General features: G+C 73.0%; 24 protein-coding genes. All 24 read right to left on the bottom strand.

Annotated elements, in window-relative coordinates; genetic code table 11:
• Positions 1 to 14 precede the first annotated feature (14 nt).
• Complete coding sequence (locus AC4H2H_RS14425) at positions 15 to 1,307, bottom strand: N-acetylglucosamine-6-phosphate deacetylase (protein WP_494371504.1); 1,293 nt, start codon at positions 1,305 to 1,307, stop codon at positions 15 to 17.
• A 43-nt stretch (positions 1,308 to 1,350) separates the two neighbouring features.
• Complete coding sequence (locus AC4H2H_RS14430) at positions 1,351 to 1,872, bottom strand: DUF1990 domain-containing protein (protein ID WP_494371505.1); 522 nt, start codon at positions 1,870 to 1,872, stop codon at positions 1,351 to 1,353.
• Positions 1,869 to 2,891: a YndJ family transporter gene (locus AC4H2H_RS14435; RefSeq protein ID WP_494371506.1), complete on the bottom strand. Its 1,023-nt coding sequence runs from the start codon at positions 2,889 to 2,891 to the stop codon at positions 1,869 to 1,871. The genes AC4H2H_RS14430 and AC4H2H_RS14435 overlap by 4 nt, the downstream gene beginning before the upstream one ends.
• Positions 2,888 to 3,712, bottom strand: a complete 825-nt coding sequence (locus tag AC4H2H_RS14440) for a TetR/AcrR family transcriptional regulator (RefSeq protein WP_494371507.1) — start codon at positions 3,710 to 3,712, stop codon at positions 2,888 to 2,890. Before AC4H2H_RS14440 ends, AC4H2H_RS14435 begins: the two co-directional genes overlap by 4 nt.
• A gap of 272 nt (positions 3,713 to 3,984) precedes the next feature.
• Positions 3,985 to 4,680 carry an endonuclease NucS gene (gene nucS, locus AC4H2H_RS14445; protein ID WP_494371508.1) on the bottom strand — a complete coding sequence of 232 codons (696 nt, stop codon included), beginning with the start codon at positions 4,678 to 4,680 and terminating at the stop codon, positions 3,985 to 3,987.
• 62 nt (positions 4,681 to 4,742) lie between these two features.
• Complete coding sequence (locus AC4H2H_RS14450; RefSeq protein ID WP_494371509.1) at positions 4,743 to 5,159, bottom strand: DUF2550 domain-containing protein; 417 nt, start codon at positions 5,157 to 5,159, stop codon at positions 4,743 to 4,745.
• Positions 5,160 to 5,178: 19 nt separating this feature from the next.
• Positions 5,179 to 5,448, bottom strand: a complete 270-nt coding sequence (locus tag AC4H2H_RS14455) for a F0F1 ATP synthase subunit epsilon (RefSeq protein WP_494371510.1) — start codon at positions 5,446 to 5,448, stop codon at positions 5,179 to 5,181.
• Between the two features lie 133 nt (positions 5,449 to 5,581).
• Positions 5,582 to 7,066, bottom strand: coding sequence for a F0F1 ATP synthase subunit beta (gene atpD, locus AC4H2H_RS14460; protein ID WP_494371511.1), 1,485 nt, complete (start codon positions 7,064 to 7,066; stop codon positions 5,582 to 5,584).
• A 100-nt stretch (positions 7,067 to 7,166) separates the two neighbouring features.
• Positions 7,167 to 8,063, bottom strand: coding sequence for a F0F1 ATP synthase subunit gamma (locus AC4H2H_RS14465; protein WP_494371512.1), 897 nt, complete (start codon positions 8,061 to 8,063; stop codon positions 7,167 to 7,169).
• A gap of 2 nt (positions 8,064 to 8,065) precedes the next feature.
• Complete coding sequence (gene atpA, locus AC4H2H_RS14470; RefSeq protein WP_494371513.1) at positions 8,066 to 9,700, bottom strand: F0F1 ATP synthase subunit alpha; 1,635 nt, start codon at positions 9,698 to 9,700, stop codon at positions 8,066 to 8,068.
• A 105-nt stretch (positions 9,701 to 9,805) separates the two neighbouring features.
• Positions 9,806 to 10,621 (bottom strand): F0F1 ATP synthase subunit delta, encoded by an 816-nt coding sequence (locus AC4H2H_RS14475; RefSeq protein ID WP_494371514.1) that lies wholly within the window; start codon positions 10,619 to 10,621, stop codon positions 9,806 to 9,808.
• On the bottom strand, positions 10,621 to 11,223 hold the full coding sequence (locus AC4H2H_RS14480; RefSeq protein WP_494371515.1) for a F0F1 ATP synthase subunit B: 603 nt from the start codon (positions 11,221 to 11,223) through the stop codon (positions 10,621 to 10,623). The genes AC4H2H_RS14475 and AC4H2H_RS14480 overlap by 1 nt, the downstream gene beginning before the upstream one ends.
• Positions 11,223 to 11,453 carry an ATP synthase F0 subunit C gene (locus AC4H2H_RS14485; protein WP_494367583.1) on the bottom strand — a complete coding sequence of 77 codons (231 nt, stop codon included), beginning with the start codon at positions 11,451 to 11,453 and terminating at the stop codon, positions 11,223 to 11,225. Before AC4H2H_RS14485 ends, AC4H2H_RS14480 begins: the two co-directional genes overlap by 1 nt.
• Positions 11,454 to 11,561: 108 nt before the next feature.
• Positions 11,562 to 12,452, bottom strand: coding sequence for a F0F1 ATP synthase subunit A (gene atpB, locus AC4H2H_RS14490; RefSeq protein WP_494371516.1), 891 nt, complete (start codon positions 12,450 to 12,452; stop codon positions 11,562 to 11,564).
• Between the two features lie 85 nt (positions 12,453 to 12,537).
• On the bottom strand, positions 12,538 to 13,071 hold the full coding sequence (locus tag AC4H2H_RS14495; RefSeq protein ID WP_494371517.1) for a Cg1360 family ATP-synthase-associated protein: 534 nt from the start codon (positions 13,069 to 13,071) through the stop codon (positions 12,538 to 12,540).
• A complete protein-coding gene (locus AC4H2H_RS14500) occupies positions 13,068 to 14,294 on the bottom strand; it encodes an MraY family glycosyltransferase (protein ID WP_494371518.1) in 1,227 nt (408 codons plus the stop codon). Before AC4H2H_RS14500 ends, AC4H2H_RS14495 begins: the two co-directional genes overlap by 4 nt.
• Positions 14,291 to 15,028: an L-threonylcarbamoyladenylate synthase gene (locus AC4H2H_RS14505; protein WP_494371519.1), complete on the bottom strand. Its 738-nt coding sequence runs from the start codon at positions 15,026 to 15,028 to the stop codon at positions 14,291 to 14,293. Before AC4H2H_RS14505 ends, AC4H2H_RS14500 begins: the two co-directional genes overlap by 4 nt.
• Entirely contained in the window at positions 15,025 to 15,939 is a 915-nt protein-coding gene (gene prmC, locus AC4H2H_RS14510; protein WP_494371520.1) for a peptide chain release factor N(5)-glutamine methyltransferase, read from the bottom strand. Before prmC ends, AC4H2H_RS14505 begins: the two co-directional genes overlap by 4 nt.
• Positions 15,932 to 17,035 carry a peptide chain release factor 1 gene (gene prfA / locus AC4H2H_RS14515; RefSeq protein WP_494371521.1) on the bottom strand — a complete coding sequence of 368 codons (1,104 nt, stop codon included), beginning with the start codon at positions 17,033 to 17,035 and terminating at the stop codon, positions 15,932 to 15,934. The genes prmC and prfA overlap by 8 nt, the downstream gene beginning before the upstream one ends.
• A gap of 164 nt (positions 17,036 to 17,199) precedes the next feature.
• Positions 17,200 to 17,418: a 50S ribosomal protein L31 gene (gene rpmE / locus AC4H2H_RS14520; RefSeq protein WP_494371522.1), complete on the bottom strand. Its 219-nt coding sequence runs from the start codon at positions 17,416 to 17,418 to the stop codon at positions 17,200 to 17,202.
• A gap of 145 nt (positions 17,419 to 17,563) precedes the next feature.
• Positions 17,564 to 19,669, bottom strand: coding sequence for a transcription termination factor Rho (gene rho, locus AC4H2H_RS14525; RefSeq protein ID WP_494371523.1), 2,106 nt, complete (start codon positions 19,667 to 19,669; stop codon positions 17,564 to 17,566).
• A 250-nt stretch (positions 19,670 to 19,919) separates the two neighbouring features.
• Positions 19,920 to 20,882 carry a homoserine kinase gene (gene thrB, locus AC4H2H_RS14530; protein ID WP_494371524.1) on the bottom strand — a complete coding sequence of 321 codons (963 nt, stop codon included), beginning with the start codon at positions 20,880 to 20,882 and terminating at the stop codon, positions 19,920 to 19,922.
• Positions 20,882 to 21,985, bottom strand: a complete 1,104-nt coding sequence (thrC, locus tag AC4H2H_RS14535; RefSeq protein WP_494371525.1) for a threonine synthase — start codon at positions 21,983 to 21,985, stop codon at positions 20,882 to 20,884. The genes thrB and thrC overlap by 1 nt, the downstream gene beginning before the upstream one ends.
• Entirely contained in the window at positions 21,985 to 23,322 is a 1,338-nt protein-coding gene (locus AC4H2H_RS14540; protein WP_494371526.1) for a homoserine dehydrogenase, read from the bottom strand. Before AC4H2H_RS14540 ends, thrC begins: the two co-directional genes overlap by 1 nt.
• Positions 23,323 to 23,374: the final 52 nt, after the last annotated feature.

Raw genomic sequence — 23,374 nt, forward strand, 5'->3', positions numbered from 1 at the left:
CGGGCGGGGCGTCCTCAGCCGATCTCGGCGCACCTGTCGGCAACGGCCTCGCCCGCACGCAGCACGTCGCGCACCCTCAGGTCGTGGTCCGTCACGACGACGTCGGCACGGCGGCCGGCGACGAGGCCGCCGCGGTCGTCGAGGCCGAGCACCCCGGCGGGGGTCCACGACGCTGCCCGGACCGCGTCGACGAGCGGGACGCCCGCGCCCACCGTCTCGCGCACGACGTCGAGCAGGTGGTAGGTCCCGCCCGCGATGGATCCGCCCTCGGCGAGACGGGCGACGCCGTCCGCGACGGTGACGCGCATCGGGCCGAGCTCGTACGCGCCGTCGGGCATCCCCGCGGCCGCCATCGCGTCGGTGACGAGCGCGACGGCGTCGTGCCCGGCGACCGTGCCGTCGGCACCGACGTGCGACCCCACGAGCTCGACGACGCTGCGGGTCGTCCCGTGCGCGAGGTGCGTCCCGTCGGCGACGAGCTCGACGACCATCTCGCCGCGGGCCGCGGCCGCCAGGCATGCCGCGACGGGCCCGGGCTCACGGTGGTGCAACGGCCGCATGCCGTTGAACAGGTGCGTGGCGGTCAGGCGCGCACCCGGTCGCCCGGCGGCGGCGAGCGCCGCGACGCCGGAGGCGATGGCGGCCTCGGTCTGCTCGGTGGTCGCGTCGGTGTGGCCGATCGACGGCACGGCGCCCACCTCGACGAGCGCCTCGATCACTCCCCCGGGCCCGACGACGCCCGGCACCTCGGGCGCGACCGTCATGGTGCGCAGGTGGCCGCGCGCGGCGGCCGCGATCGCGCGCACGAGGTCCGCGTCGCCGTCGAGCATGTCGTCGGGGTTCTGCGCGCCGCAGCGGACCACGGAGAGGAACGGGCCCTCGAGGTGGATGCCGACGATCTCGCCCGCGTCGGCGAGGTCGGCGAGGTTCGCGGTGCGTGCGAGGAGCACGTCGCGTTGCGCGGTGACGAGCGACGCGACGAGGCTGGTCGTGCCGTGCCGCAGGTGCTCGCGCGCGGCGACGCGCGCCTCGTCGAGGCTCGTCGCGTCGGGGAAGCTCGCGCCGCCGCCGCCGTGGTCGTGCAGGTCGACGAGCCCCGGAAGGAGCGTCACGCCCGGCGCCGGCTCGACGGCCCCGTACCCGGCCGCCTCGGCGGCGGCGCGCTCCCCGACCCACTCGATCCGCTCGTCCCGCACGACGACGACCCCGTCCTCGACCACGGTCGTCGGGGTGACGACGCGTCCCGCGAGGACGCGAGGGAAACCGGGCTGCTCGTCGGGGTGAGGGAGGCGTGCGTCGTCGGTCATGGGCCCATTCTGGCGCACTTCGTACACCCGGCGTGCAAACTCGTCAGCGGCCGGACTCCTGGAGCAGACGGCGTGCGCCGCGGCCCAGGTTCAGGGCGAACAGCCGCTGGAACGTCGGCACGGCGAACGCCAGCGGTCGCACCCACCAGAGCACGGGACGGCTGAACACGTCGATGCACCACCACAGGTCGCCCGCGTCGTCACGCTCGACCGCGAACGACTCCTCCCCCACGAACGCGTGCCCGGGCAGCGTCCCGTAACCGAACGCGATCCGGCGCTCGGAACGCTCTACCCAGACGACCTCGCACGGCTCGACCAGGCGCAGGCGACCGACACCGAGGCGCGTCGTCACCCGGGCGCCCGGTACCGCGGCGCGAGGCTCCGTCTCGAGCCGGACCCCCGCGGCCGCGTGGACGCGCCAGGTGAGAAGCTGTTCGCCGAGCCGCACGAGGTCGTCGGGGGTCCGGGGCCGGTCGGTGAGCCGGCGACGCACGCGCAGATGCCGGTACCCCGCGGGCCACGTGCCGGTGCGGGTCGCGCCGACCTCCGGGTAGGTGAACGTCACGTCGTGCTCCTCTCGTGGTCCCGGGCGGGACCGTCCGGTCGGCCGGCCGCGCTCGGTCGGGCAGCGGTGCTCGGCCGAGCGCCGTCGTCGCCGCGGTCGCCGCGGTCGTCGCGGTCCAGCAGGCGCAGCCCGAGCAGCGTGCACAGCACGAAGCCGACCGCGTTGGCGACGCCGTGAGTCGCGGCCATCACGTCGAGCCCCGGGTGGACGAGGCCGAACGCCTCGCCCGCGGCCCACCACAGGGCGAGCAGCATCGACAGCCCGACGGCCACGGCGCCTGTCCAGAACAGCGCCCGCGCTGCGGTGGCCGCCCGGACAGATGCCGATGATGCGCCGGGACGCACGAGCGTGCGGAGCGTCGCGACCGCCGTCGCCCACAGCGCGAGCGTGAGCACGAGCGCGCCGACGAGCTCGGCGACGTCGCCCACGAAGTACCCGACGAGCACCAGCCCTGTCCCGAGCGGGACCCCCCAGGCGCCGGCGTCGGCGAGCCGGTCGCGGTCGGCGAGCCGCGCGACCGTGCCCGCGACCAGCGCCGCGCCGAAGCCGGCGTAGAGCATGTGCGGGACCGTGAGCGCGAGGTACGTCCCGGAGAAGCCGAGCAGGCCCCAGCCGCCGCGCTCCGCGACGAGCGCGCTCGCCCCCACGGCGGGCAGGGCGAGCGCGGTGACGGTCGCGGCGACCGGAGCGAGGCGCACCGTCGTCCCGTCGCCCGAGCGCCGCGCACCCAGACCCGTTCCACCGTGCACACGGGCCCCTCCGAGCGCACGGGCAGCGACGCGGGCGGCCGAAGCGAGCAGCACCCCCGTCGCGAGGGCGAACACCATCGCGAGCACGACGGCCGTCCCGCCCCGGGGCAGCAGGAGGCTCGCCACCGCGGCAGCGCCGACGACCGGCCACGCCGCGCTGCGCGGCGCCGGGACGACGCGCGGGCCGAGCAGCCGCAGCCCGAGCGGCAGCACGACGACCGCCCCGACCGCCAGGAGCAGACCGACGAGCGCCTCTCCGGCCGGGCTCACGTCGGCTCCTGGCGCACGGGCTGTTCGGCAACCTGGCGGACCGGCGCGATCGTGGCACGGCTCGGCGCCCCGTCAGGTGACCGCCGGCCGGCCACGCCACCGTCAGCCGCAGCGACCTCAGCGCCCGGGACGCCCGGTCCGTCGCCGGTCGCCACGGTCGGGGACGCCTCGCGCACGAGTCGCAGCACGTCGTCGACCACCTTCCGCGCGACGGGCAGCCGCGCGAGCCGCACGAGGCTGCCGACGAGCGCCGCCCCGCCGTCGGCCAGACGCCGCGTGCGCGCGAAGCCCGGCGACGCGTCGTGGACCCAGAACAACGTCACCCCGAGCTGCGCCAGCCACAACAGCTCGGGAAGCTGCGCGCGCAGACGCGGCGGGACGGGCGGCGTCGCCCCGGTGACGACCTCCTCGAACAGCCCGCGCGACAGGTCGCGCGCCTCGGCGGACGCCCCGGAGAACGGGCTCGCCGCCGACCCCGGCCGGATCGCGACCGCCACGAACTCACCGCCGAACGCATGGAACGGCGCGAACGCGTCGATCGACGCGCCCCACACGCCGGCCAGGCGCTCGGCGAGCGTCCCGCCCCCGGCGAGCACCGGCGCCGCGCGCTCGGCGTGCTCACGCTGCACCTCGACGTAGAGCTCCTGGACCAGCGCGTCCTTCGACGGGAAGTGGTAGTACGCGTTGCCCGTGCTCACGCCCGCCTCGGCCGCGATCGCCCGCATCGTCGTCCCTTCGTACCCGACGTCCCGCAACATCCGGATCGCGACGTCACGCACCTGAGCCCGCGTCCGCTCCGACTTGACCGTCGCCCCGCTCACCGCACCGGCCGATCGATGCCATTTCTGAACATGTTCAAAAACTATCAGACACGAGAGGACGCGCGGAACGCGACCGAACGAAGACGTATCGACGAAGGCGAGCGAACGAAGACGATGCGACGACGAAGGTGCGACGAAGAGGGCGGACGGGACGGGTTCCGGCGGGTCGTGGCGGGTCTGGCGGGAGGACCCGAGGAACGAGGGTCCGGATGGTAGACCCGCCGGGACCCGTCCCGTCCGCCACCCAACCCAACCCGCGGGCCCAACGAAAGTCAGAAGAGACGCGAGTCCACGTCGTCGACGCCCCGCATCGCGTCGTAGTCCAGCACGAGACACCCGATCCCCCGGTCCGTCGCGAGCACGCGCGCCTGCGGCTTGATCTCCTGCGCGGCGAACACGCCGCGCACGGGCGCCAGCAGGGGGTCGCGGTTGAGCAGCTCGAGGTAGCGCGTGAGCTGCTCGACGCCGTCGATGTCGCCGCGCCGCTTGATCTCCACGGCGACGGTCGCGCCGTCGGCGTCCCTGGCGAGGATGTCGACAGGACCGATGGCCGTCGGGTACTCGCGGCGCACGAGCGTGTGCCCGGTACCGAGCAGCCCGATCTGCGCGGCGAGCATCTCCTGCAGGTGCGCCTCGACGCCGTCCTTGACGAGCCCGGGGTCGATGCCGAGCTCGTGCGAGCTGTCGTGGTGCACGTCGTGCAGCTCGATCTCGAGCCGGTCGTCGGTCTTCGCGTGCTGGACCGCCCAGACCTCGGTCACGCCGCGCTCCCGCGCCTCGTCGGACGGCTCGCGCACGGCGAGCGCGCACGGCGGGCTCATCCAGTTGAGGGGCTTGTACGACCCGCCGTCGGAGTGCAGCAGCACGCTGCCGTCGGCCTTGACGATGAGCACGCGCGTCGCGAGCGGCAGGTGGGCCGAGAGCCGGCCCGTGTAGCGGGCGGAGCAGCGGGCGACGACGAGACGCAAGATGGTTCCTCAGGGTCGTGGTGGGCGGTCGCGGCGGTCGTGCGAGCGCGCCGGTGAGACCGTCAGACGACGACGTCCCGACGGCCGGGAGGTGCGGCCTCCAGCCAGGAGGAGAGTCCCTCGTACGCGGCGCGCGACATCGTCAGCTCGAAGTCCTGGCCGCGGTAGCGGCAGTGCACGAGGTAGGTGTCCGCGACGTCGTCGGCGAACGGCTCGCGACCCGCGATGACGAGGTCGTAGCGCGACCAGGTGCGTGCGGGGCGGATCGAGACGGACCAGAGGCGCCACCAGTCGATCCGTCCGACGCCGTAGTGGGCGATACCCGCGACCCAGGGTGCCCCGGGCACTCCGGCACGGCGCGCACCGCACTCGAACGACCCGACGCGGCGCGAGAGCGCACGCAGCCGCCACACCCCCAGCCCGACCGCGACCAGGACTGCGGCGAGCAGTCCGATCGCGATCCAGGCGGGGAGGGTCATGATCGTGCGGCGTCCGGGGTCAGCGCGCCGGTACGGACTCGACCGAGTCCGCGACGATCGTGACCTGGTTCGCGTCGACGGAGATGAACCCGCCCGAGACGCGCACCTCGACGTTCTCCGCGTCGGCCGCGACGATCCGGACCGATCCCTCGCGCAGCACGGAGAGCAGCGGCGAGTGGTCCGCGAGGATACCGATCTCACCGTCCGCGGCGGGTGCGCTCACGCGCTGGGCGCGGCCCGACCAGATCTTGCGGTCCGCCGCCACGAGGTCGACGTTCAGCTGTGCCACTGGAACTCCTTCATGCCCGGTTCATACCCTCCCGCGGTGTCCGGGACGGTGTTCGGCCCGCGTCGCGCGGCCGGATGTGGTGCGACGACGTGCGGGGCCGGCCCGTTCGGTCCGGCCCCGCACGTGCGTCGGGTCAGGCCCCGTACTCCTTCTGGATACGGGCCCAGTTCGCCTCGAGCATCTCGAGGCCACCGATGTTGTAGAAGGCCTGCTCGGCGATGTGGTCGAACTCGCCGCTCGCGATCTTCTTGAAAGCCTCGATGGTCTCCGACAGGGGCACCGTGGAGCCCTCGACGCCGGTGAACTTCTTGGCCATGTAGGTGTTCTGGGAGAGGAACTGCTGGATACGACGCGCGCGGGCGACGACCGTCTTGTCCTCCTCCGAGAGCTCGTCCACACCGAGGATCGCGATGATGTCCTGCAGCTCCTTGTTGCGCTGCAGGATCTGCTTCACCTGGGTCGCGACGTCGTAGTGCTCCTGGCCCACGTACCGCGGGTCGAGGATGCGCGACGTCGACGTGAGCGGGTCGATCGCCGGGTACAGACCCTTCGAGGCGATCTCGCGGGAGAGCTCCGTCGTCGCGTCGAGGTGGGCGAACGTCGTCGCCGGCGCCGGGTCGGTGTAGTCGTCGGCCGGCACGTAGATCGCCTGCAGCGAGGTGATCGAGTGACCGCGCGTCGAGGTGATGCGCTCCTGCAGGAGGCCCATCTCGTCGGCCAGGTTCGGCTGGTAGCCGACCGCTGACGGCATGCGGCCGAGCAGCGTCGAGACCTCGGAGCCCGCCTGCGTGAAGCGGAAGATGTTGTCGATGAACAGCAGCACGTCCTGGTTGCGCACGTCGCGGAAGTACTCCGCCATCGTCAGCGCCGACAGGGCGACGCGCAGACGCGTGCCCGGCGGCTCGTCCATCTGGCCGAAGACGAGAGCCGTCTTGTCGAAGACCCCCGCCTCCTCCATCTCCGCGATGAGGTCGTTGCCCTCACGCGTGCGCTCGCCGACACCTGCGAACACGGACACACCGCCGTGGTCCTGGGCGACGCGCTGGATCATCTCCTGGATGAGGACCGTCTTGCCGACGCCCGCACCGCCGAAGAGGCCGATCTTGCCACCCTGGACGTACGGGGTGAGCAGGTCGATCGACTTGATGCCGGTCTCGAACATCTCGGTCTTCGACTCGAGCTGGTCGAACGCCGGGGGCTTGCGGTGGATCGGCCAGCGCTCGGTGATCTCGATCTTCTCGCCCGGCGCCGCGTTCAGCACCTCGCCGGTCACGTTGAACACGCGGCCCTTGGTGACGTCGCCGACCGGGACGCTGATCGGCGCGCCGGTGTCGGTGACCTGGGCGCCGCGGACGAGACCGTCCGTCGGCTTGAGCGCGATCGCACGCACGAGCGAGTCGCCCAGGTGCTGGGCGACCTCGAGCATGAGCGTGAAGGACTGCTCCCCCTCACCCTGGGACGAGAGGTCGATCGGCACGGAGAGCGCGTTGTAGATGTCGGGGATCGCGTCCGCCGGGAACTCGATGTCCACGACGGGGCCGATCACTCGCGCGACACGGCCGGTTCCGGGCTCAGCCGGGGCCGCGCCGGAAGCTGCTTCCACGGTGGTGGCGGTCATTGCTTGCCTCGCTTCGCAGTGCCGGTACGCTGCCCGGCGGTTTCGGTCAGGATGTCGGTGATGGTGGTGGCGGCGCGGGACGCGACGGCCTGGCGCCGGGTCATGACGCGGCCAACGCGTCGGCACCCGAGACGATCTCGCTGATCTCCTGGGTGATGTCCGCCTGTCGCGCCTGGTTCGCCAGTCGGGTGTAGTTGCGGATGAGGTCCTCCGCGTTGTCCGTCGCCGTGTGCATCGCGCGCTGACGAGCGGCGAGCTCGGACGCCGCGGCCTCCAGGAGGCAGCTGAAGATGCGGCTGCGCACGTAGCGTGGCAGGAGCGCGTCCAGGACCGCCTCGGGCGAGGGCTCGAAGTCGTACAGCGGGAGCACGTCGTGCTTGCCTGCCGGTGCGACGCCCTCGACGACCTCGAGAGGCAGCATCCGCACGACGCGCGGTCGCTGCGTCACCATGTTCACGAACTGCGTGTACACGATGTGCAGCTCGCTCACGCCGCCGTCGGCCACCGGGGCGAGGAACGCCCCGAGCAGGGTGTCGGCGATCTCGCCGGCCACCTCGGAGTTCGGTGCGTCCGACCCGTACGACCACGAGCCGGCGAGCTGGCGCCCGCGGAACGTGTAGTACGAGACCGCACGACGACCGGACGCGTAGAGCACGACCTCCTTGCCCTCGGCGGTCAGCCGCTCGACGAGCCGCTCCGTCTCGCGCAGGATCGACGCCGAGTAGGCGCCGGCCATGCCACGGTCGGACGCCACCACGAGGACCGCGACACGGTTCGTGTCGCTGCGCTCGCTCGTGAGCGGGTGCTGCGTCGACGTGTGCGTCGCGACCGCCGACACGGCGCGCGTGAGCGCGCGCGCGTACGGCGTCGAGGCGGCGGTGCGGGCGCGCGCCTTGCCGATCCGCGACGCAGCGATGAGCTCCTGCGCGCGGAACATCTTCTTGAGGGACTGCGTCGACTTGATCCGCTGCTTGTAGACGCGCTGGGACCCGGCCATCGTCAGGCCCTCTTCTGCCGGACGATCTGCTCCTGCTCGACGTCCACGGACTCACCCTCGGTGTCGGAGTCGCCCCCGACGAGCGGCGAGCCGTCGCCCTTGAGGAAGCCGGAACGGAAGGCGTCGACCGCCGAGGCGAGCTGCGTCTCCGTCGCGTCCTCGAGCTTTCCGGTCTCCGCGATCGTCGACAGGACGTCGGTGTTGCGGCGCAGGTGCTCGAGCAGCTCGGACTCGAAGCGGCGCACGTCCTCGACCGGGACGTCGTCGATCTTGCCCTTGGTGCCCGCCCAGATGGAGGCGACCTGGTCCTCGACCGGGAACGGCGAGTACTGGCCCTGCTTGAGCAGCTCCATGAGGACCGCACCACGTCGCAGCTGGCCGCGCGACGCCGCGTCGAGGTCGGACGCGAACATCGCGAACGCCTCGAGGGAGCGGTACTGAGCGAGCTCGAGCTTCAGCGTTCCGGAGACCTTCTTCATCGCCTTGACCTGGGCGTCACCGCCGACGCGGGACACCGAGATGCCGACGTCGACGGCGGGGCGCTGGTCGGCGTTGAACAGGTCGGACTGGAGGAAGATCTGCCCGTCGGTGATGGAGATGACGTTCGTCGGGATGTACGCCGAGACGTCGTTCGCCTTGGTCTCGATGACCGGGAGACCTGTCATCGAGCCCGCGCCGAGCTCGTCCGACAGCTTGGCACAACGCTCGAGGAGGCGGGAGTGCAGGTAGAACACGTCACCGGGGTACGCCTCGCGGCCCGGCGGGCGGCGCAGGAGGAGCGACACGGCGCGGTACGCCTCGGCCTGCTTCGACAGGTCGTCGAAGATGATGAGGACGTGCTTGCCGTCGTACATCCAGTGCTGGCCGATGGCCGAACCGGTGTACGGGGCGAGGTACTTGAAGCCGGCCGGGTCGGACGCGGGCGCCGCGACGATCGTCGTGTACTCGAGCGCGCCTGCCTCCTCGAGGGCGCCGCGCACCGCGGCGATCGTCGAGCCCTTCTGGCCGATGGCGACGTAGATGCAGCGGACCTGCTTCGATGGGTCGCCCGACTCCCAGTTCGCCTTCTGGTTGATGATCGTGTCGATCGCGATCGCCGTCTTGCCCGTCTGACGGTCGCCGATGATCAGCTGGCGCTGACCACGACCGATCGGGATCATCGAGTCGATCGCCTTGAGACCGGTCTGCAGCGGCTCGTGGACCGACTTGCGGGCCATGACGCCGGGCGCCTGGAGCTCGAGGGCGCGGCGACCCTCGGTCGCGACCTCGCCGAGGCCGTCGATCGGGTTGCCCAGCGGGTCGACGACGCGACCCAGGTACCCGTCGCCGACGGCGACCGACAGCACCTCACCGGTGCGGCGGACCTCCTGGCCCTCCTCGATACCGGTGAACTCGCCGAGGACGACGACACCGATCTGCCGGACGTCGAGGTTGAGGGCGAGGCCCAGGGTCCCGTCCTCGAAGCGCAGCAGCTCGTTGGCCATCGCGCCCGGCAGGCCCTCGACCTGGGCGATGCCGTCGGCGGCCAGGGTGACCCGGCCCACCTCCTCGGACGCAGCGCCCTCGGGCTCGTAGGACTTCACGAAGCTGTCCAGCGCGGCCCGGATCTCTTCCGGCCGGATCGTCAGCTCAGCCATTGCTCTTCTCCTGTCGTGGCCGCACCTCGTGGTTCGGGTGCGGTCGAACGTTTGTCGGTTGTGCGGCCAAGGGCCGGCAGGACGGTCGTCGGTCGGAAGGTCGCGTCAGCTCACGAGGCGTCGCCGCGCGTCGGCGAGGCGGGACAGCACGGTCGAGTCGACGACGTCGGCGCCCACCTGGACCCGGAGACCGCCGAGCACGCCCGGGTCCACCGTGACGTTGAGCTGCACCGCACGCCCGTAGGCCTGCTCGAGCAGCGCGCCCAGTCGGTCGAGCTGCGCCTGGGACAGCACAGCCCCGGACGTCACCGAGGCGACGAGGCGCTGGCGACGTTCGGCGGCGATGTCACCGATCCAGCCCAGCGTCGGGACGAACCGACGGCCGCGCAGCGCACGCGTCGCGTGCAGCGCGAGGACCTCGGTCACACGATCGACCTTTCCCGCGAGCAGCGTGCGCAGGAAGTCTGCGCGGCGCTCGGGCGCGGTCGTGGAGTCCGACAGGACCTGCCGGGCGTCGCGCTGCCCCACGAAGGTCCGTGAGACGCGGAACAGCTCGTCCTCGACCTTCTCGAGAGCGCCACGGGCCTCGGCGGACGCGAGGACGGCGTCCAGGCCCAGGCGCTCGGTCGCCGCCGCGAGGTCGCGCTCGTGCGCCCACCGTGACCGGACGAGGCCGGCCACGAGGTCGACGACACGACCGTCGAAGCCCGAGCCGAGCACCGCGGTCGCGAGACCCGCCTTGTCCTCGCCGGACCGCGACGGGTCCGCGAGGGACCGGCGCAGAGGCGCGGACTCGTCGAGCGCCGCCGTGACCGCGAAGAGCTGCTCGCCCAGCGCGAGCGCGCCCTCGCCCGCCGAGCGCAGGACCGGCTCGAACCGGTCCCGCGCCTGCGTCAGGGAGTCTCCGCTCGTACCGCGCATCAACGCTCCTCGGAAGCCGTGTTCGCCGCGCTCGCCGCCGCGGGGCCCGCGGCCTCGAGCTCGTCGAGGAACCGGTCGACGACGCGGCTCTGGCGCGCGGAGTCGGCGAGGGACTCGCCGACGATCTTGGACGCGAGCTCCGTCGCGAGCAGACCGACGTCGTTGCGCAGCGAGACCGCGGCCTGCTGACGCTCGGCCTCGATCTGGCGGTGCGCCGTCTCGACGATCCGCGCGGCGTCGTCGGACGCCTTGACACGCAGGTCCGCCACGATGGCCGAGCCCTCGGCGCGCGCCTCCTCGCGGATCTTCGCCGCCTCGGTGCGCGCCTCCTGGAGCTGCTGGTGGTACTCCGCCAGCGCCGCCGCGGCCTCCGCCTGCGCGGACTCCGCCTTGGCCAGCCCGCCCTCGATCTTCGCGGTGCGCTCGTCGAGCACCGCCTGGAACTTGGGCAGGACGGACCGGTAGAAGACGATCGCGATGACGAGCATGATGACGGACGACCACAGGAGGTCGTACCCGGCGGGGAGGAAGAGCTCGATGCCCGAGTGCTCCTCGCCCGTCTCCGCCGCGACGACGAGCGCGGCGTCAGCCAGCGCCGTCATCACGAGAACAGGAAGCCGGCGACGAGACCGAGCAGCGCGAGCACCTCGACGAATGCGACACCGATGAACATGGTGGCGCGGAGCTGCCCGGCGACCTCGGGCTGGCGGGCGATGCCCTCGATGGTCTTGCCGATCAGGATGCCGAGGCCGATGCCCGGGCCGACCGCGGCGAGGCCGTAACCGACGGTGCCGATGTTGCCGGTGACCTCAGCGAGAGTGGTGACGTCCACGATTGCTCGTTCCTTCCGTTGGGCGCCCGACCGGGTGACCGGGCGTCGCGTTGGTACTGCGCTTGATGGTGTGTCTGGTGGAGCGGAGTCGGTGCACGGACCCGGAGGTCAGTGCTCCTCCTCGAGCGACATGTTGATGTACACGGCCGCGAGGAGCGCGAAGATGTAGGCCTGCAGGAAGGCCACGAGGATCTCGAACAGCGTGATCGCGAAGCCGCCGACGAGAGTCAGCGCACCGAACGCCTTCATCGCGGGGACCGCCTCGAAGATGAAGTACTGCGTCGCCGCGAAGCAGAGCACGAGCATGATGTGCCCGGCGATCATGTTGGCCGCGAGTCGGATCGCCAGGGATGCGGGCCGGATGATGAGGATCTGCAGCAGCTCGATCGGCGCCACGATGAGGTAGATCGGCCAGGGGATCCCCGGGGGGAAGAGGTTGTTCTTCAGGTAGCCGCCGAGGCCGTGCTTCCTGATGCCCACGGCCCAGTAGGTCACGAAGACCCACAGCGCGAGGACGATCGGCAGGCCGATGCGCGAGGACCCGGCGAGGTTGAGGCCGGGGATCACGCTCGTGATGTTGAACGCGAGGACCGCGAAGAAGATCGTCGCGATCATCGGGACGAACCGACGCGCGTTCTCCTTCCCCATGATCTCCTCGACGATCTGGACGCGCACGAAGTCGATGAGCATCTCGAGGGCGTTCTGGAACCGGCCGGGGACGAGCCTCGCGCGGCGCGCGCCGATGACGAAGATCGTCAGCAGGACGACGGTCGCGATGATACGGATGATCCAGATGCGGTCGATCTGGAAGATCGTGTCCTCGAAGAGGATGGCCGGCGGGAAGAAGTCGGCGATCGACGGCGCGTGGAAGCCACCTTCGCTCTCGGAAGCAGCGAGGAGCACGGGGGTCGCAAGCGTGGACAGGGTGGACTCCCAATGGTCGTGTGGTCCGGGCAGCAGCCACTCGATCGTGGGCACGCCGTCGGACCTGGCCGTCATGGATTCGCCAGTAGCCTAACGTATGGATCGGCGTGCTCACGCCGATCCCGCGGGCTTGTGACATTTTGCTCATGCGTGCGAAACGTCAGCGCGGGTCGGGCTCCACGTACGGGATGCGGCCCCGGTTCACGGCGCGGTAGTCGAGCACCGCGGACCCGATCACGCCGACGAGCAGGACCCCCGCGAAGACCCAGCGGTCGTAGAAGTCCATGCCCCGCAGGACCACGAGCACGGCGATGAGCACGACCATCTTCGCGAGCCAGCTGCCCATGACGACGGCGGCCGTCGTCGTCGGGCTCGAGTCGACCGTGCGCAGCATCGTCCAGACCGTGGTCGCGGAGAAGATCAGGGCGACGCCGACGCCGAGCAGCGCGCCCCACAACCCGGCGAGCCCGGCGACGAGCACGCCGACCGCGATCCCGACGACCGCGAGTGCCCCGAGCAGCACGAGCACGTCGCGCAGCGCCGTGCGGAACACGGCGCGCACGGCGGCGCCGCGCGGTCCCACCGTCTGCTCGGCGGCCTGCACGGCCGCCTGTCCTGCGTCCGGTCCCGTCGCCGGCTCACCGGTCACGGGGTTCTCGTCGGGTCGGGTGGGCTCGGGCTGGCTCGTCGTCATCTCAGGTTTCCTTCGGGTGGTGCGGTCACGGCGGGGGTGGGCCCGGGAGGCGCTTCGACGAGGGGCACGGCGGACGCGGCCGCGGCGTCGTCGTCCAGGAAGCGCCCGCGCGTGCGCAGCGGGCCGAGCGTGAGGATCGCGGCGAGCACGACGGCGACCCCGAGACCCACCGCGACGATGCGCGCGGGCCACTCCACGACCGCCACGGCGCCGAACGCGAACACCGCCGTCCAGACGTAGAGGATGAGCACGGCGCGGCGGTGCGAGTGCCCGATCGCGAGCATGCGGTGGTGCAGGTGCAGCCTGTCCGGGTGGAACGGAGACTTGCCCGAGAGCGTGCGGCGGGCGACGGCCATGCCCATGTCGAGCAGCGGCAGGAGGATGACGGCGAGCGGGAGCACGATCGGGAGGAACGCCGGGAGCTGCGCCCCGGTCGACAGCGTCTGCGGGTCGATGTTGCCCGTCACGATGATCGCTGCGGCGGAGAAGACGAGCCCGAGCACCATCGACCCGGAGTCGCCCATGAAGATCCGGGCGGGATGGAAGTTGTGCGGCAGGAACCCGATACAGATCCCGACGAGCACGGCGATGACGAGCGTCGCGAGGCTCGAGTAGTCGTCCGCGCTCGACCTCTGGGTGAGCACGTACGAGTAGACGAAGAAGGCCAGACCGCCGATGGCGACGAGGCCGGCCGCGAGGCCGTCGAGCCCGTCGACGAAGTTGACGGCGTTCATCGCGACGACGACGACGAGGATCGTCGCGGCGAGCTGCAGACGCGAGGACCAGATGAGCTGCTGGTCGCCGAAGCCGAGGGGCAGCCGGTAGAGCACGACGCCCTGCGCGGCCATGAGGCCCGCGGCGAGCACCTGCCCCGCGAGCTTGGTCATCCAGTCCAGGTCCCAGATGTCGTCGGCGACGCCGAGCAGGCACACGATCGCCGCGGCACCGACGATCCCCCAGACGCGCGTGTCCGCGACGAGCACCCCCGCGACGTCCTTGACGAACACGCCCTCGAGGAACGGCATCTGCGACGCGAAGACGACGGCGACGACCAGCCCGAGCAGCATCGCGAGGCCACCGAGCCGGGGCGTCGGGATGGTGTGGACGTCACGGTCGCGGACGGCGGTGATCGCCCCGGTGCGGAGCGCGACCCAGCGCGCGAACGGCGTCGTCAGGAACGTCACCACGGCGGCGACGAGCAGGACGAGCAGGTAGACCCTCACCCGCCGCTCGCCTCCGGATCCCCGGCCCCGTCAGGGTCGGTCGACGCGTCGGTCGGGTCGTCCTCGGTCGGCTGGTCAGCAGGTGCCGGGTCCTCGGGCCCGTCGACGGGCGCGACCTCACGCAGCCGGTCGAGCGGCACCGCGCCCTGGCGCACGACGCGCAGCGTGCCCGACGTCGCGTCGAGGATCGTCGAGGCCACTCCCCCGGGCGCGGTCCCGCCGTCGAGGTACACGGTGACGGCGTCGCCGAGCTGGGCGCGCGCGTCGTCGACGTCGAGCGCGGCCGGGTGGCCGGTCGCGTTGGCGGACGACACCGCGAGCGGGCCCGTGCGGCGCAGGAGTGCGAGCGCGGCCGGGTGGTCGGGCATGCGCAGAGCGACCGTCCCGTGCGTCTCGCCGAGGTCCCACGCGAGCGACGGCTGGGCGCGCAGGATGATCGTGAGACCGCCGGGCCACAGCTCCTCGACGAGCCGGCGCACGTCGTCGGGCACGTCGGTCGCGAGGCCGTCGAGCGTGCGGGCGTCAGGGACGAGCACGGGCGGCGGCATGTGGCGGCCGCGGCCCTTGGCCGCGAGGAGCGCGGAGACGGCCTCGGCGTCGAACGCGTCGGCGCCGATGCCGTAGACGGTGTCGGTGGGCAGGACGACGAGGCCACCGCGGGAGACCGCGTTGACCGCCTCGTCGATCCCGGGGCCCCAGCTGTTCGGGTCGGTCACGGGGTGGACGGTGCTCACGGGTCCATCCTTCCACGGCGCGCGACGACCATCCGGTCACGCCCCGTGAGGTCGGCGACCGTGCGCACGTCGACGAACGCCCCCGTCGCCTCGACCATCGCGCGGGCGGCGGTGGCCTGGACCTCGGCGTGCTCCATGACGTACAGGCCGCCCGGGCGCAGGAGCCGCGCCGCGGCGGCGGTGATCCCGCGCGGCACCTCGAGGCCGTCGGCACCGAGGCCGTAGAGCGCGACGGCGGGGTCGTGGTCGGCGACCTCCGGGTCGCGCGGGACGGCGTCAGGTGGCACGTAGGGCGGGTTGGAGACGACGACGTCGCACGCGCCGTCGAGCCCGCCGTCGCCCGGCGCTCCCGCGAGCGCCGTGCGCGCGTCGCCCCGCACCAGGTGCACGACGGCGCCCGTCGCCTCGCGCACCGCGCTCACGTTCCGCGCGGCCCAGTCGTGCGCCGCGGCGTCGAGCTCGACCGCGTGGACGTCCGTGCCGTCGACCTCGCTCGCGACGGCGAGCGCGATCGCCCCCGACCCGGTGCACAGGTCGACGACCGTCCCACGCCCCGTGCGCGCGACGACGGCGCGCGCCTCGTCGATCGCGACCTGCGCGACCTGCTCGGTCTCCGGCCGCGGGACGAAGACGCCGGGCCCGACGACCAGCTCGAGGTGCCGGAACGGCGCGCTGCCGACGAGGTGCTGGAGCGGGACGCGCGTGGCACGCCGGGCGACGAGGTCCGCGAAGGCGCGCGCGGCGTCGTCGGGCACGGGGGTGCCGAGGACCGCGCGGCGCGCCAACTCGGCGCGGGGGACGGCGAGCGCGTGCGCGAGCAGGAGCTCCGCGTCGGCGCGCGGCGACGGCACACCCGCCGAGCCGAGCGCGTCCGTCGCGTGACGCAGCGACGCCGCGACGTCCTCAGGCATCGCCGGCCGCGGCCAGTCGCGCGGCCTCGTCCGCGTCGATCGCGGACCGCACGACGGGGTCCAGGTCGCCGTCGAGCACGTGGTCGAGGTTGTACGCCTTGTAGCCCGTGCGGTGGTCCGCGATGCGGTTCTCGGGGTAGTTGTAGGTGCGGATGCGCTCGGAGCGGTCGACCGTGCGCACCTGGGAGCGCCGCAGGTCCGCGGCCTCGGCGGCGGCCGCCTCCTGCTGCGCGGCCAGCAGTCGCGCACGCAGCACGCGCATCGCCTGCTCGCGGTTCTGGAGCTGCGACTTCTCGTTCTGCATCGACACGACGATGCCCGAGGGCAGGTGGGTGATGCGCACCGCGGAGTCCGTCGTGTTGACCGACTGGCCGCCCGGGCCGGACGAGCGGTAGACGTCGATCCGCAGGTCGCCCGGGTCGATCGCGACCTCGCCCGCGTCCTCGACCTCGGGGAACACGAGCACGCCCGCGGCGGACGTGTGGATGCGGCCCTGCGACTCGGTCACCGGGACGCGCTGCACGCGGTGCACGCCGCCCTCGTACTTGAGGTTGGCCCAGACGCCGTCGGCCGGGTCCGACGGGGTGCTCCGGGCCTTGACCGCGACCTGGACGTCCTTGTAGCCGCCGAGGTCGGACTCGGTGGACTCGAGGACCTCCGTCTTCCAGCCGCGACGCTCGGCGTACCGCAGGTACATGCGCAGCAGGTCGCCCGCGAACAGGGCGGACTCCTCGCCGCCCTCGCCCGCCTTGATCTCGAGGATCACGTCGCGCCCGTCGTCCGGGTCGCGCGGGACGAGCACGCGGCGCAGGCGCTCGCGCGCCTCGTCCGCCGCGGACCGCAGGGCGGGCAGCTCGGCGGCGAACGCGTCGCCGTCGGCTCCCCCGAGCGTCGCGAGCTCCGCCGCGGCCTGGGCGTCGCCGTCGGCCTCGCGCCACGCGCGGTACGCGCCCACGACCTGGTTGAGCTCGGCGTAGCGGCGCCCGAGCGTGCGCGCGCGTCCCGCGTCCGCGTGGACCGCGGGGTCGGCGAGCTGGGCCTCGATGTCGGCGTGCTCGGCGAGCAGCGTCTCGACGGCGGCGAACGACTCGGTCACGGACGGCTCCTCGGTGGCGGGCGGGTCGAGGACGGCACCGGCTGGGGCGACCTCGCGGCGATCGGACGGCGATCACGCGGGCAAAGCAACAGCGCCGGTGGTCCGAGCTCGCCGACTGCCCCTGGAGAGGTTGTCGGGCTCGGACCACCGGCGCTGCGGTGTCGCTAGTTGGCGGCGTCCTTCTTGCCGTAGCGCGCCTGGAAGCGGGCCACGCGGCCACCGGTGTCGAGAAGCTTCTGCTTGCCCGTGTAGAACGGGTGGCAGGCGCTGCACACGTCGGAGCCGATCTTGCCCGACGTCTCGGTGCTGCGCGTCACGAACGTGTTCCCGCAGGTGCACGTCACCTCGGTGACGACGTACTCGGGGTGGATACCAGACTTCACGATTCTCCTTGGGGGGGTGACGTCTCCGGGTCGGGTGCGGCTGCCGCACCCGTGAACCGCAGACAAGCGGCCAGACGACATCAGGCCGACGAACCATTGTGCCAGAACGCGCGGCCGTCCGAAAACCTTCCGGACGGCCGCGAGGTCAGACCGTGCGACCGACGCTGTCGTCGTCCGCGAAGGCGCCGGGCGTCGTCTTCTGCACGTGGAGCAGGAACTCGACGTTGGTCGGCGTCTTCTTCAGCTGGCCGAGCAGCAGCTCGATGGCCTGCTGCTGGTCGAGGGCCCCGAGCACGCGCCGGAGCTTGTAGACGATGGTCAGCTCGTCCTTCGAGAGCAGGACCTCCTCGCGGCGCGTGCCGGACGCGTTGACGTCCACGGCCGGGAAGATGCGCTTGTCGGCGAGGTTGCGCGACAGGCGGAGCTCCATGTTCCCCGTGCCCTTGAACTCCTCGAAGATGACCTCGTCCATCTTGGAGCCGGTCTCGACGAGCGCCGAGGCGAGGATCGTGAGCGACCCGCCGTTCTCGATGTTGCGCGCCGCGCCGAAGAACCGCTTGGGCGGGTAGAGGGCCGAGGCGTCCACACCACCGGACAGGATGCGGCCGGACGCGGGCGCCGCGAGGTTGTAGGCCCGCGACAGGCGCGTGAGCGAGTCGAGGAGCACGACGACGTCCTGGCCGAGCTCGACCAGGCGCTTCGCGCGCTCGATCGCGAGCTCGGCGACGATCGTGTGGTCGGACGCGGGGCGGTCGAACGTCGAGGCGATGACCTCGCCCTTGACCGTCCGCTCCATGTCGGTGACCTCTTCGGGCCGCTCGTCCACGAGCACCACCATGAGGTGGACCTCGGGGTTGTTCGCGGTGATCGCGTTGGCGATCTGCTGCATGATGATCGTCTTGCCCGCCTTGGGCGGCGCGACGATGAGACCGCGCTGGCCCTTGCCGATGGGCGCGACGATGTCGATGACGCGCGGCGTGAGCCGGGTCGCCTCGGTGTTCTCCAGGCGCAGCCGCTCCTGCGGGTACAGCGGCGTGAGCTTGGTGAAGTCGGGGCGCTCGCGCGCCTCGTCGGGCGCCATGCCGTTGACCGAGTCGAGGCGGACGAGCGCGTTGAACTTCTGGCGCGCGGTGTTGCCCGCGTTCTCGCCCTCGCGCGGCTGGCGCACCGCGCCGGTCACCGCGTCGCCGCGGCGCAGGCCGGCCTTCTTGACCTGGCCGAGCGAGACGTAGACGTCGTTCTGACCCGGCAGGTACCCGCTCGTGCGCACGAACGCGTAGTTGTCGAGGATGTCGAGGATGCCCGCGACGGGCAGCAGGACGTCGTCGTCGTTGACCTCGACATCGTCGATGTCGGCGACGTCCGGGCCCTGACGGCGTGCGCCGCGCTTGCGGTCGCGGTCGCGACCACGGTCGCGGCCCCGGCGACGACGCCCGCCGCGCTCGTCGTCCAGGAGCTGGCGGTCGTCGCGGCGCTCGGCCTGGCGCTCGGGACGCTGGCCGGCCTGCGCGTCACCCTGCTGCGGGGCCGGCTGGTCCCGCTGACCCTGCTGTTCGCGCTGGCGCTCGGGACGCGAGCCGTCGCCGTCGGTCCGGGGTGCTCCGGAGCCACGAGCGGCGCGGCGCGAGCCGCGCTCGCCCGTGACGAGGCCGACGGCGGCAGCCGCGCGGGCGGCGCGCTCGTCGGGGGTCTCGTCGGACGCGTCGCGCGTGCGCACACCCTGCTCGCCGAGCGCCTCGGCGACGGCCGCGGCCGCCTCCGAGCGGGCGTCGCGACCGCCGTTCTGGCCACCGGACCCGGCGCGCGTCTCGGTGCGGCTCTCGGTACGCGGTCCCTCGCTGCGGACCGGCAGGTCGAGCACGGGAGCGACGCGCTCCTGGCTCGCGGCCGCCGGCGCGGAACGTCGCGCCGTGGCCGACGCGCCGTCGGAGGAGCCGTCGGGGCCGACGGTCGCCGCGCTCACGGCGGGCCGGTCGGCGCGACGGCTGCGGCCGCGTCCCGACGCGGCGGGCGCCTCCGGGGTCTCGCGGCCGTTCTCACGCCCCGCGGCGGCCGGCGTCTCGCCGGTGCGGGAGCGGATGACGTCCACGAGATCGCTCTTGCGCATCTTGGACGTGCCCTTGACCCCGAGCTGCGAGGCGAGCGCCTGCAGCTCCGGGAGGCGCAGCGTGGAGAGCGCGCCGGTCCGGGCGATCCCGCCCGCAGCGGCCGAACCGGTCGCGCTGCTGGCGGTGTCGATGGTGTCTGTCACGAAGGACCCTTCCCCCTCGTTTGCGCCCACCTCTCAGAGGGTGGGCCGCGGGTGGTCGACGCCCGGCCGTGACGGCCGGTGCGCAGGTTTTACCACGCGTCAGTGGTACGACGACGTCAGCTGACGTGGGCTGGATGCCTTCTCACGGACTGGCTCTGTCGCGGCGCATCCGCTCCGTAGAGCGCGCTCAGGTGCTGGATGCGCTGGTGCGAGAGCGTGACCGAAGGCTGGGGTCAATCGTAGCACCGGGCTACGTCTCCGAGAGCCGTTCTCCCTGGACGCCGCGCGTGTCGACGTCGAGCCGGTGCACGGCCCAGTCCACCGTCCCGCCGACGAGCGCGTCGAGGACGCGCGCGACGCGGTCGTGGTCGCCCGACGCGGAGAGGACGAGGACGGTGGGGCCGGCACCGGACACCGTCGCGGCCAGCCCCTGCGCCCGCAAGGCCTGCACGAGCTCGAACGACGACGGCATGACGTCGGCGCGATAGGCCTGGTGCAGCCGGTCGTCCGTCGCGTCGAGCAGGAGGTCGGGACGACGGGTGAGCGCCTCGACGAGGAGCGCCGCGCGCCCGGCGTTGAACGCGGCGTCGGCGTGCGGGACGCGTTCGGGCAGCACTCCGCGGGCGCGGCTCGTGGCGAGCCGCGCGGAGGGCACGAGGACCGTCGCGCGCAGGTCGGGGTGCACGTCGAGCCGGACGGCGCGCGCGCCGGCGTGCGACGCACCTCCCGCGCCGCTCGCCGTCGACGCGCCCGTCCACGCCACGGTCGCGCCGCCCAGGAGAGCGGGCGCCGCGTTGTCGGGGTGCCCCTCGATCGCGGTCGCGAGGCCCAGCGCGACCTCGTCGTCGAGGACCGTCGGGTCGGCGACGAGCTCCCGCGCCGCCACGATGCCCGCGACGACCGCCGCGGCGGACGAGCCCAGGCCGCGACCGTGCGGGATGCGGTTGACGCAGGTCAGGTGCAGGCCGGTCTGCGGGGCGCCGGCCACGTCGAGCGCGGCGCGCAGCGCGAGCACGACGAGGTGCGTCTCGTCCGAGGGCACCTCCCCCGCCCCCTCGCCCTCGACGTCGACGACGACCTCGTCGCTCGCGAGGGCTCGCACCTCGAGCACGTCGTGGAGCGCGAGGGCCAGGCCGAGCGCGTCGAAGCCCGGGCCGAGGTTCGCGCTCGTCGCCGGCACGCGCACGCGGACGTGGTCCGCGCCGAGCTGCATCAGTCGAGCCCGAGCGCGTCGGCGATCGACACGACGTCGGCGGACACGCGCGTCGGCTCCACCTCGGCGCCGTCGAGCGTGCGCAGCGCCCACTGCGGGTCCTTGAGCCCGTGACCCGTCACCGTGACGACGATGCGCGCGCCCGCAGGCACGAGCCCGCGCTCGGCGCGCGCCAGGATCCCCGCGACGCCCGCGGCCGACGCCGGTTCGACGAACACGCCGACCTCGCTCGACAGGATGCGGTGGGCCGCGAGGATCTGCTCGTCCGTGACGGCCTCGATGACCCCGCCCGAGTGGTCGCGCGCCTCCTCGGCCAGCTCCCACGACGCCGGGTTGCCGATCCGGATCGCCGTCGCGATCGTCTCGGGCTCGGTGATCGGGTGGCCGGCGACGATGGGCGCCGCACCGGCGGCCTGGAAGCCCCACATCCGCGGGACGTGCGTCGCGACGGCGGGCAGGCCCTCGCCCGGGTGACCGGGTGCGCCCTGGCCCGCGTACTCCCGGAAGCCCTTCCAGTACGCCGTGATGTTCCCGGCGTTGCCGACAGGCAGCGCGTGGATGTCCGGCGCGTCGCCGAGCGCGTCGACGATCTCGAACGCGCCCGTCTTCTGCCCCTCGATACGGTCGGGGTTCACCGAGTTCACGAGCTCGATGGGGTACGCCTCGGCGAGCTTGCACGCCGCGACGAGGCAGTCGTCGAAGTTGCCGTCGACCTGGAGGAGCCGTGCGCCGTGCGCGATCGCCTGGCTCAGCTTGCCCATGGCGATCTTGCCGTCCGGGACGAGGACCGCGCAGACCATACCGGCCCGGGTCGCGTACGCCGCCGCGGACGCCGACGTGTTGCCGGTCGAGGCACACACGACGGCCTTCGCGCCGCGCCCGGCGGCGGCGGAGATCGCCGCCGTCATGCCGCGGTCCTTGAACGAGCCGGTCGGGTTCATCCCCTCGACCTTGACGAAGACCTGCGCGCCCGTCCGCGCCGAGAGCGCGGGAGCCTCGACGAGCGGCGTCCCGCCCTCGCCGAGCGTGACGACGCGCTCGGACACGTGCGCGGGCAGACGCTCACGGTACTCGGCGATGATTCCCTGCCACTGGTGGGCCATCAGGCTCCTTCGACTCTCAGGACGGACGTGATCGTGCGGACGGGCTCGAGCTCGGCCACCGCCGCGACGGTGGCCGCCAGCGCCGACTCCGGCGCCGCGTGCGTGGTGATGAGCAGCTCCGCGACGCCGGCCGCGGCGTCCTCGCTCGCCCCGCCGGGCGCCGTCGGCTGCCGGACCGCCTCGATCGACACGCCGTGCTCGGCGAGCGCGTGCGCGACCTGCGCGAGCACGCCCGGCCGGTCGTCGACCTCGAGGCGGACCTGGTACCGGGTGACCGCCGCGCTGGCGGGCAGGATCGGCAGCTCCGCGTACGTGGACTCCTGCGGTCCCTTGCCCCCGAGCACGCGGTGGCGCGCGGCGGAGACGACGTCGCCCAGCACGGCCGAGGCGGTCGGCGCACCACCGGCGCCCCGCCCGTAGAACATGAGCTCGCCCGCCGACTCGGCCTCGACGAAGACGGCGTTGAACGAGCCACGCACGTTCGCGAGCGGGTGCGACGTCGGCACGAGCGCCGGGTGGACGCGTACGGAGACGCCGTTCGGCCCGCCGGGCCCGTCGTGCAGCTCCGCGATGGCGAGCAGCTTGATGACGTGACCGGTCTGCGTGGCCCACGCCACGTCGTCGGCGGTGACGGACAGGATGCCCTCGCGCGCGACGTCGTCGAGCGAGACGCGGGTGTGGAACGCGAGGCTCGCGAGGATGGCGGCCTTGGCCGCGGCGTCATAGCCCTCGACGTCGGCGGTCGGGTCGGCCTCGGCGAACCCGAGGTCCTGGGCCTCCTTGACCGCCTCCTCGAGATCCATCCCCGTGGTGGCCATCTGGTCCAGCACGTAGTTCGTGGTCCCGTTGACGATGCCGAGGACGCGGCGCACGTGGTCGCCCGCGAGGGACTCGCGCACGGGGCGCACGATGGGGATCGCGCCCGCGACGGCGGCCTCGAAGTAGATGTCGACGCCGGCCGCGTCGGCGGCCTTGTAGAGCGTCGGCCCGTCCTCGGCGAGGAGCGCCTTGTTCGCCGTGACGACGGCGGCGCCCGCGTCGACCGCGCGCAGCAGGAGGGACCGCGCGGGCTCGGTGCCGCCCATCACCTCGACGACGATGTCCGCGCGCTCGACGAGCCCCTCGGCGTCCTCGGTGAGCAGCGCCCGGTCGATCGCGCGGTCGCGCGGCGCGGCGGCGTTGCGCACGGCGATGCCGACAAGCTCGAGGCGCGCTCCCACGCGGGACGCGAGGTCGTCGGCCTGCTCCGTCAGCAGCCGCGCGACCTGGGTGCCGACGACGCCGCAGCCCAGCAGGGCGACGCGCAGGGGCGGGTGGGACTCTGCGGCAAGGGGCACGGCGCTGCTTTCGGTCGGCCGGCGACGGGGCCGGTCAGGCTCCTGGGAGAGG

The sequence above is a fragment of the Cellulosimicrobium sp. BMG9.22 genome (assembly GCF_059159975.1).

Excerpts from the sequence above, each read along its gene's own strand:
- thrB (WP_494371524.1), bottom strand. The coding sequence starts at position 20,882 with ATGCAGCTCGGCGCGGACCACGTCCGCGTGCGCGTGCCGGCGACGAGC.
- atpA (WP_494371513.1), bottom strand. The coding sequence starts at position 9,700 with ATGGCTGAGCTGACGATCCGGCCGGAAGAGATCCGGGCCGCGCTGGAC.
- AC4H2H_RS14480 (WP_494371515.1), bottom strand. The coding sequence starts at position 11,223 with ATGACGGCGCTGGCTGACGCCGCGCTCGTCGTCGCGGCGGAGACGGGC.
- AC4H2H_RS14425 (WP_494371504.1), bottom strand. The coding sequence starts at position 1,307 with ATGACCGACGACGCACGCCTCCCTCACCCCGACGAGCAGCCCGGTTTC.
- AC4H2H_RS14450 (WP_494371509.1), bottom strand. The coding sequence starts at position 5,159 with ATGACCCTCCCCGCCTGGATCGCGATCGGACTGCTCGCCGCAGTCCTG.
- thrC (WP_494371525.1), bottom strand. The coding sequence starts at position 21,985 with ATGGCCCACCAGTGGCAGGGAATCATCGCCGAGTACCGTGAGCGTCTG.
- AC4H2H_RS14495 (WP_494371517.1), bottom strand. The coding sequence starts at position 13,071 with ATGACGACGAGCCAGCCCGAGCCCACCCGACCCGACGAGAACCCCGTG.
- atpD (WP_494371511.1), bottom strand. The coding sequence starts at position 7,066 with ATGACCGCCACCACCGTGGAAGCAGCTTCCGGCGCGGCCCCGGCTGAG.
- AC4H2H_RS14475 (WP_494371514.1), bottom strand. The coding sequence starts at position 10,621 with ATGCGCGGTACGAGCGGAGACTCCCTGACGCAGGCGCGGGACCGGTTC.
- atpB (WP_494371516.1), bottom strand. The coding sequence starts at position 12,452 with ATGACGGCCAGGTCCGACGGCGTGCCCACGATCGAGTGGCTGCTGCCC.
- prmC (WP_494371520.1), bottom strand. The coding sequence starts at position 15,939 with ATGCCTGAGGACGTCGCGGCGTCGCTGCGTCACGCGACGGACGCGCTC.
- AC4H2H_RS14465 (WP_494371512.1), bottom strand. The coding sequence starts at position 8,063 with ATGGCCGGGTCCCAGCGCGTCTACAAGCAGCGGATCAAGTCGACGCAG.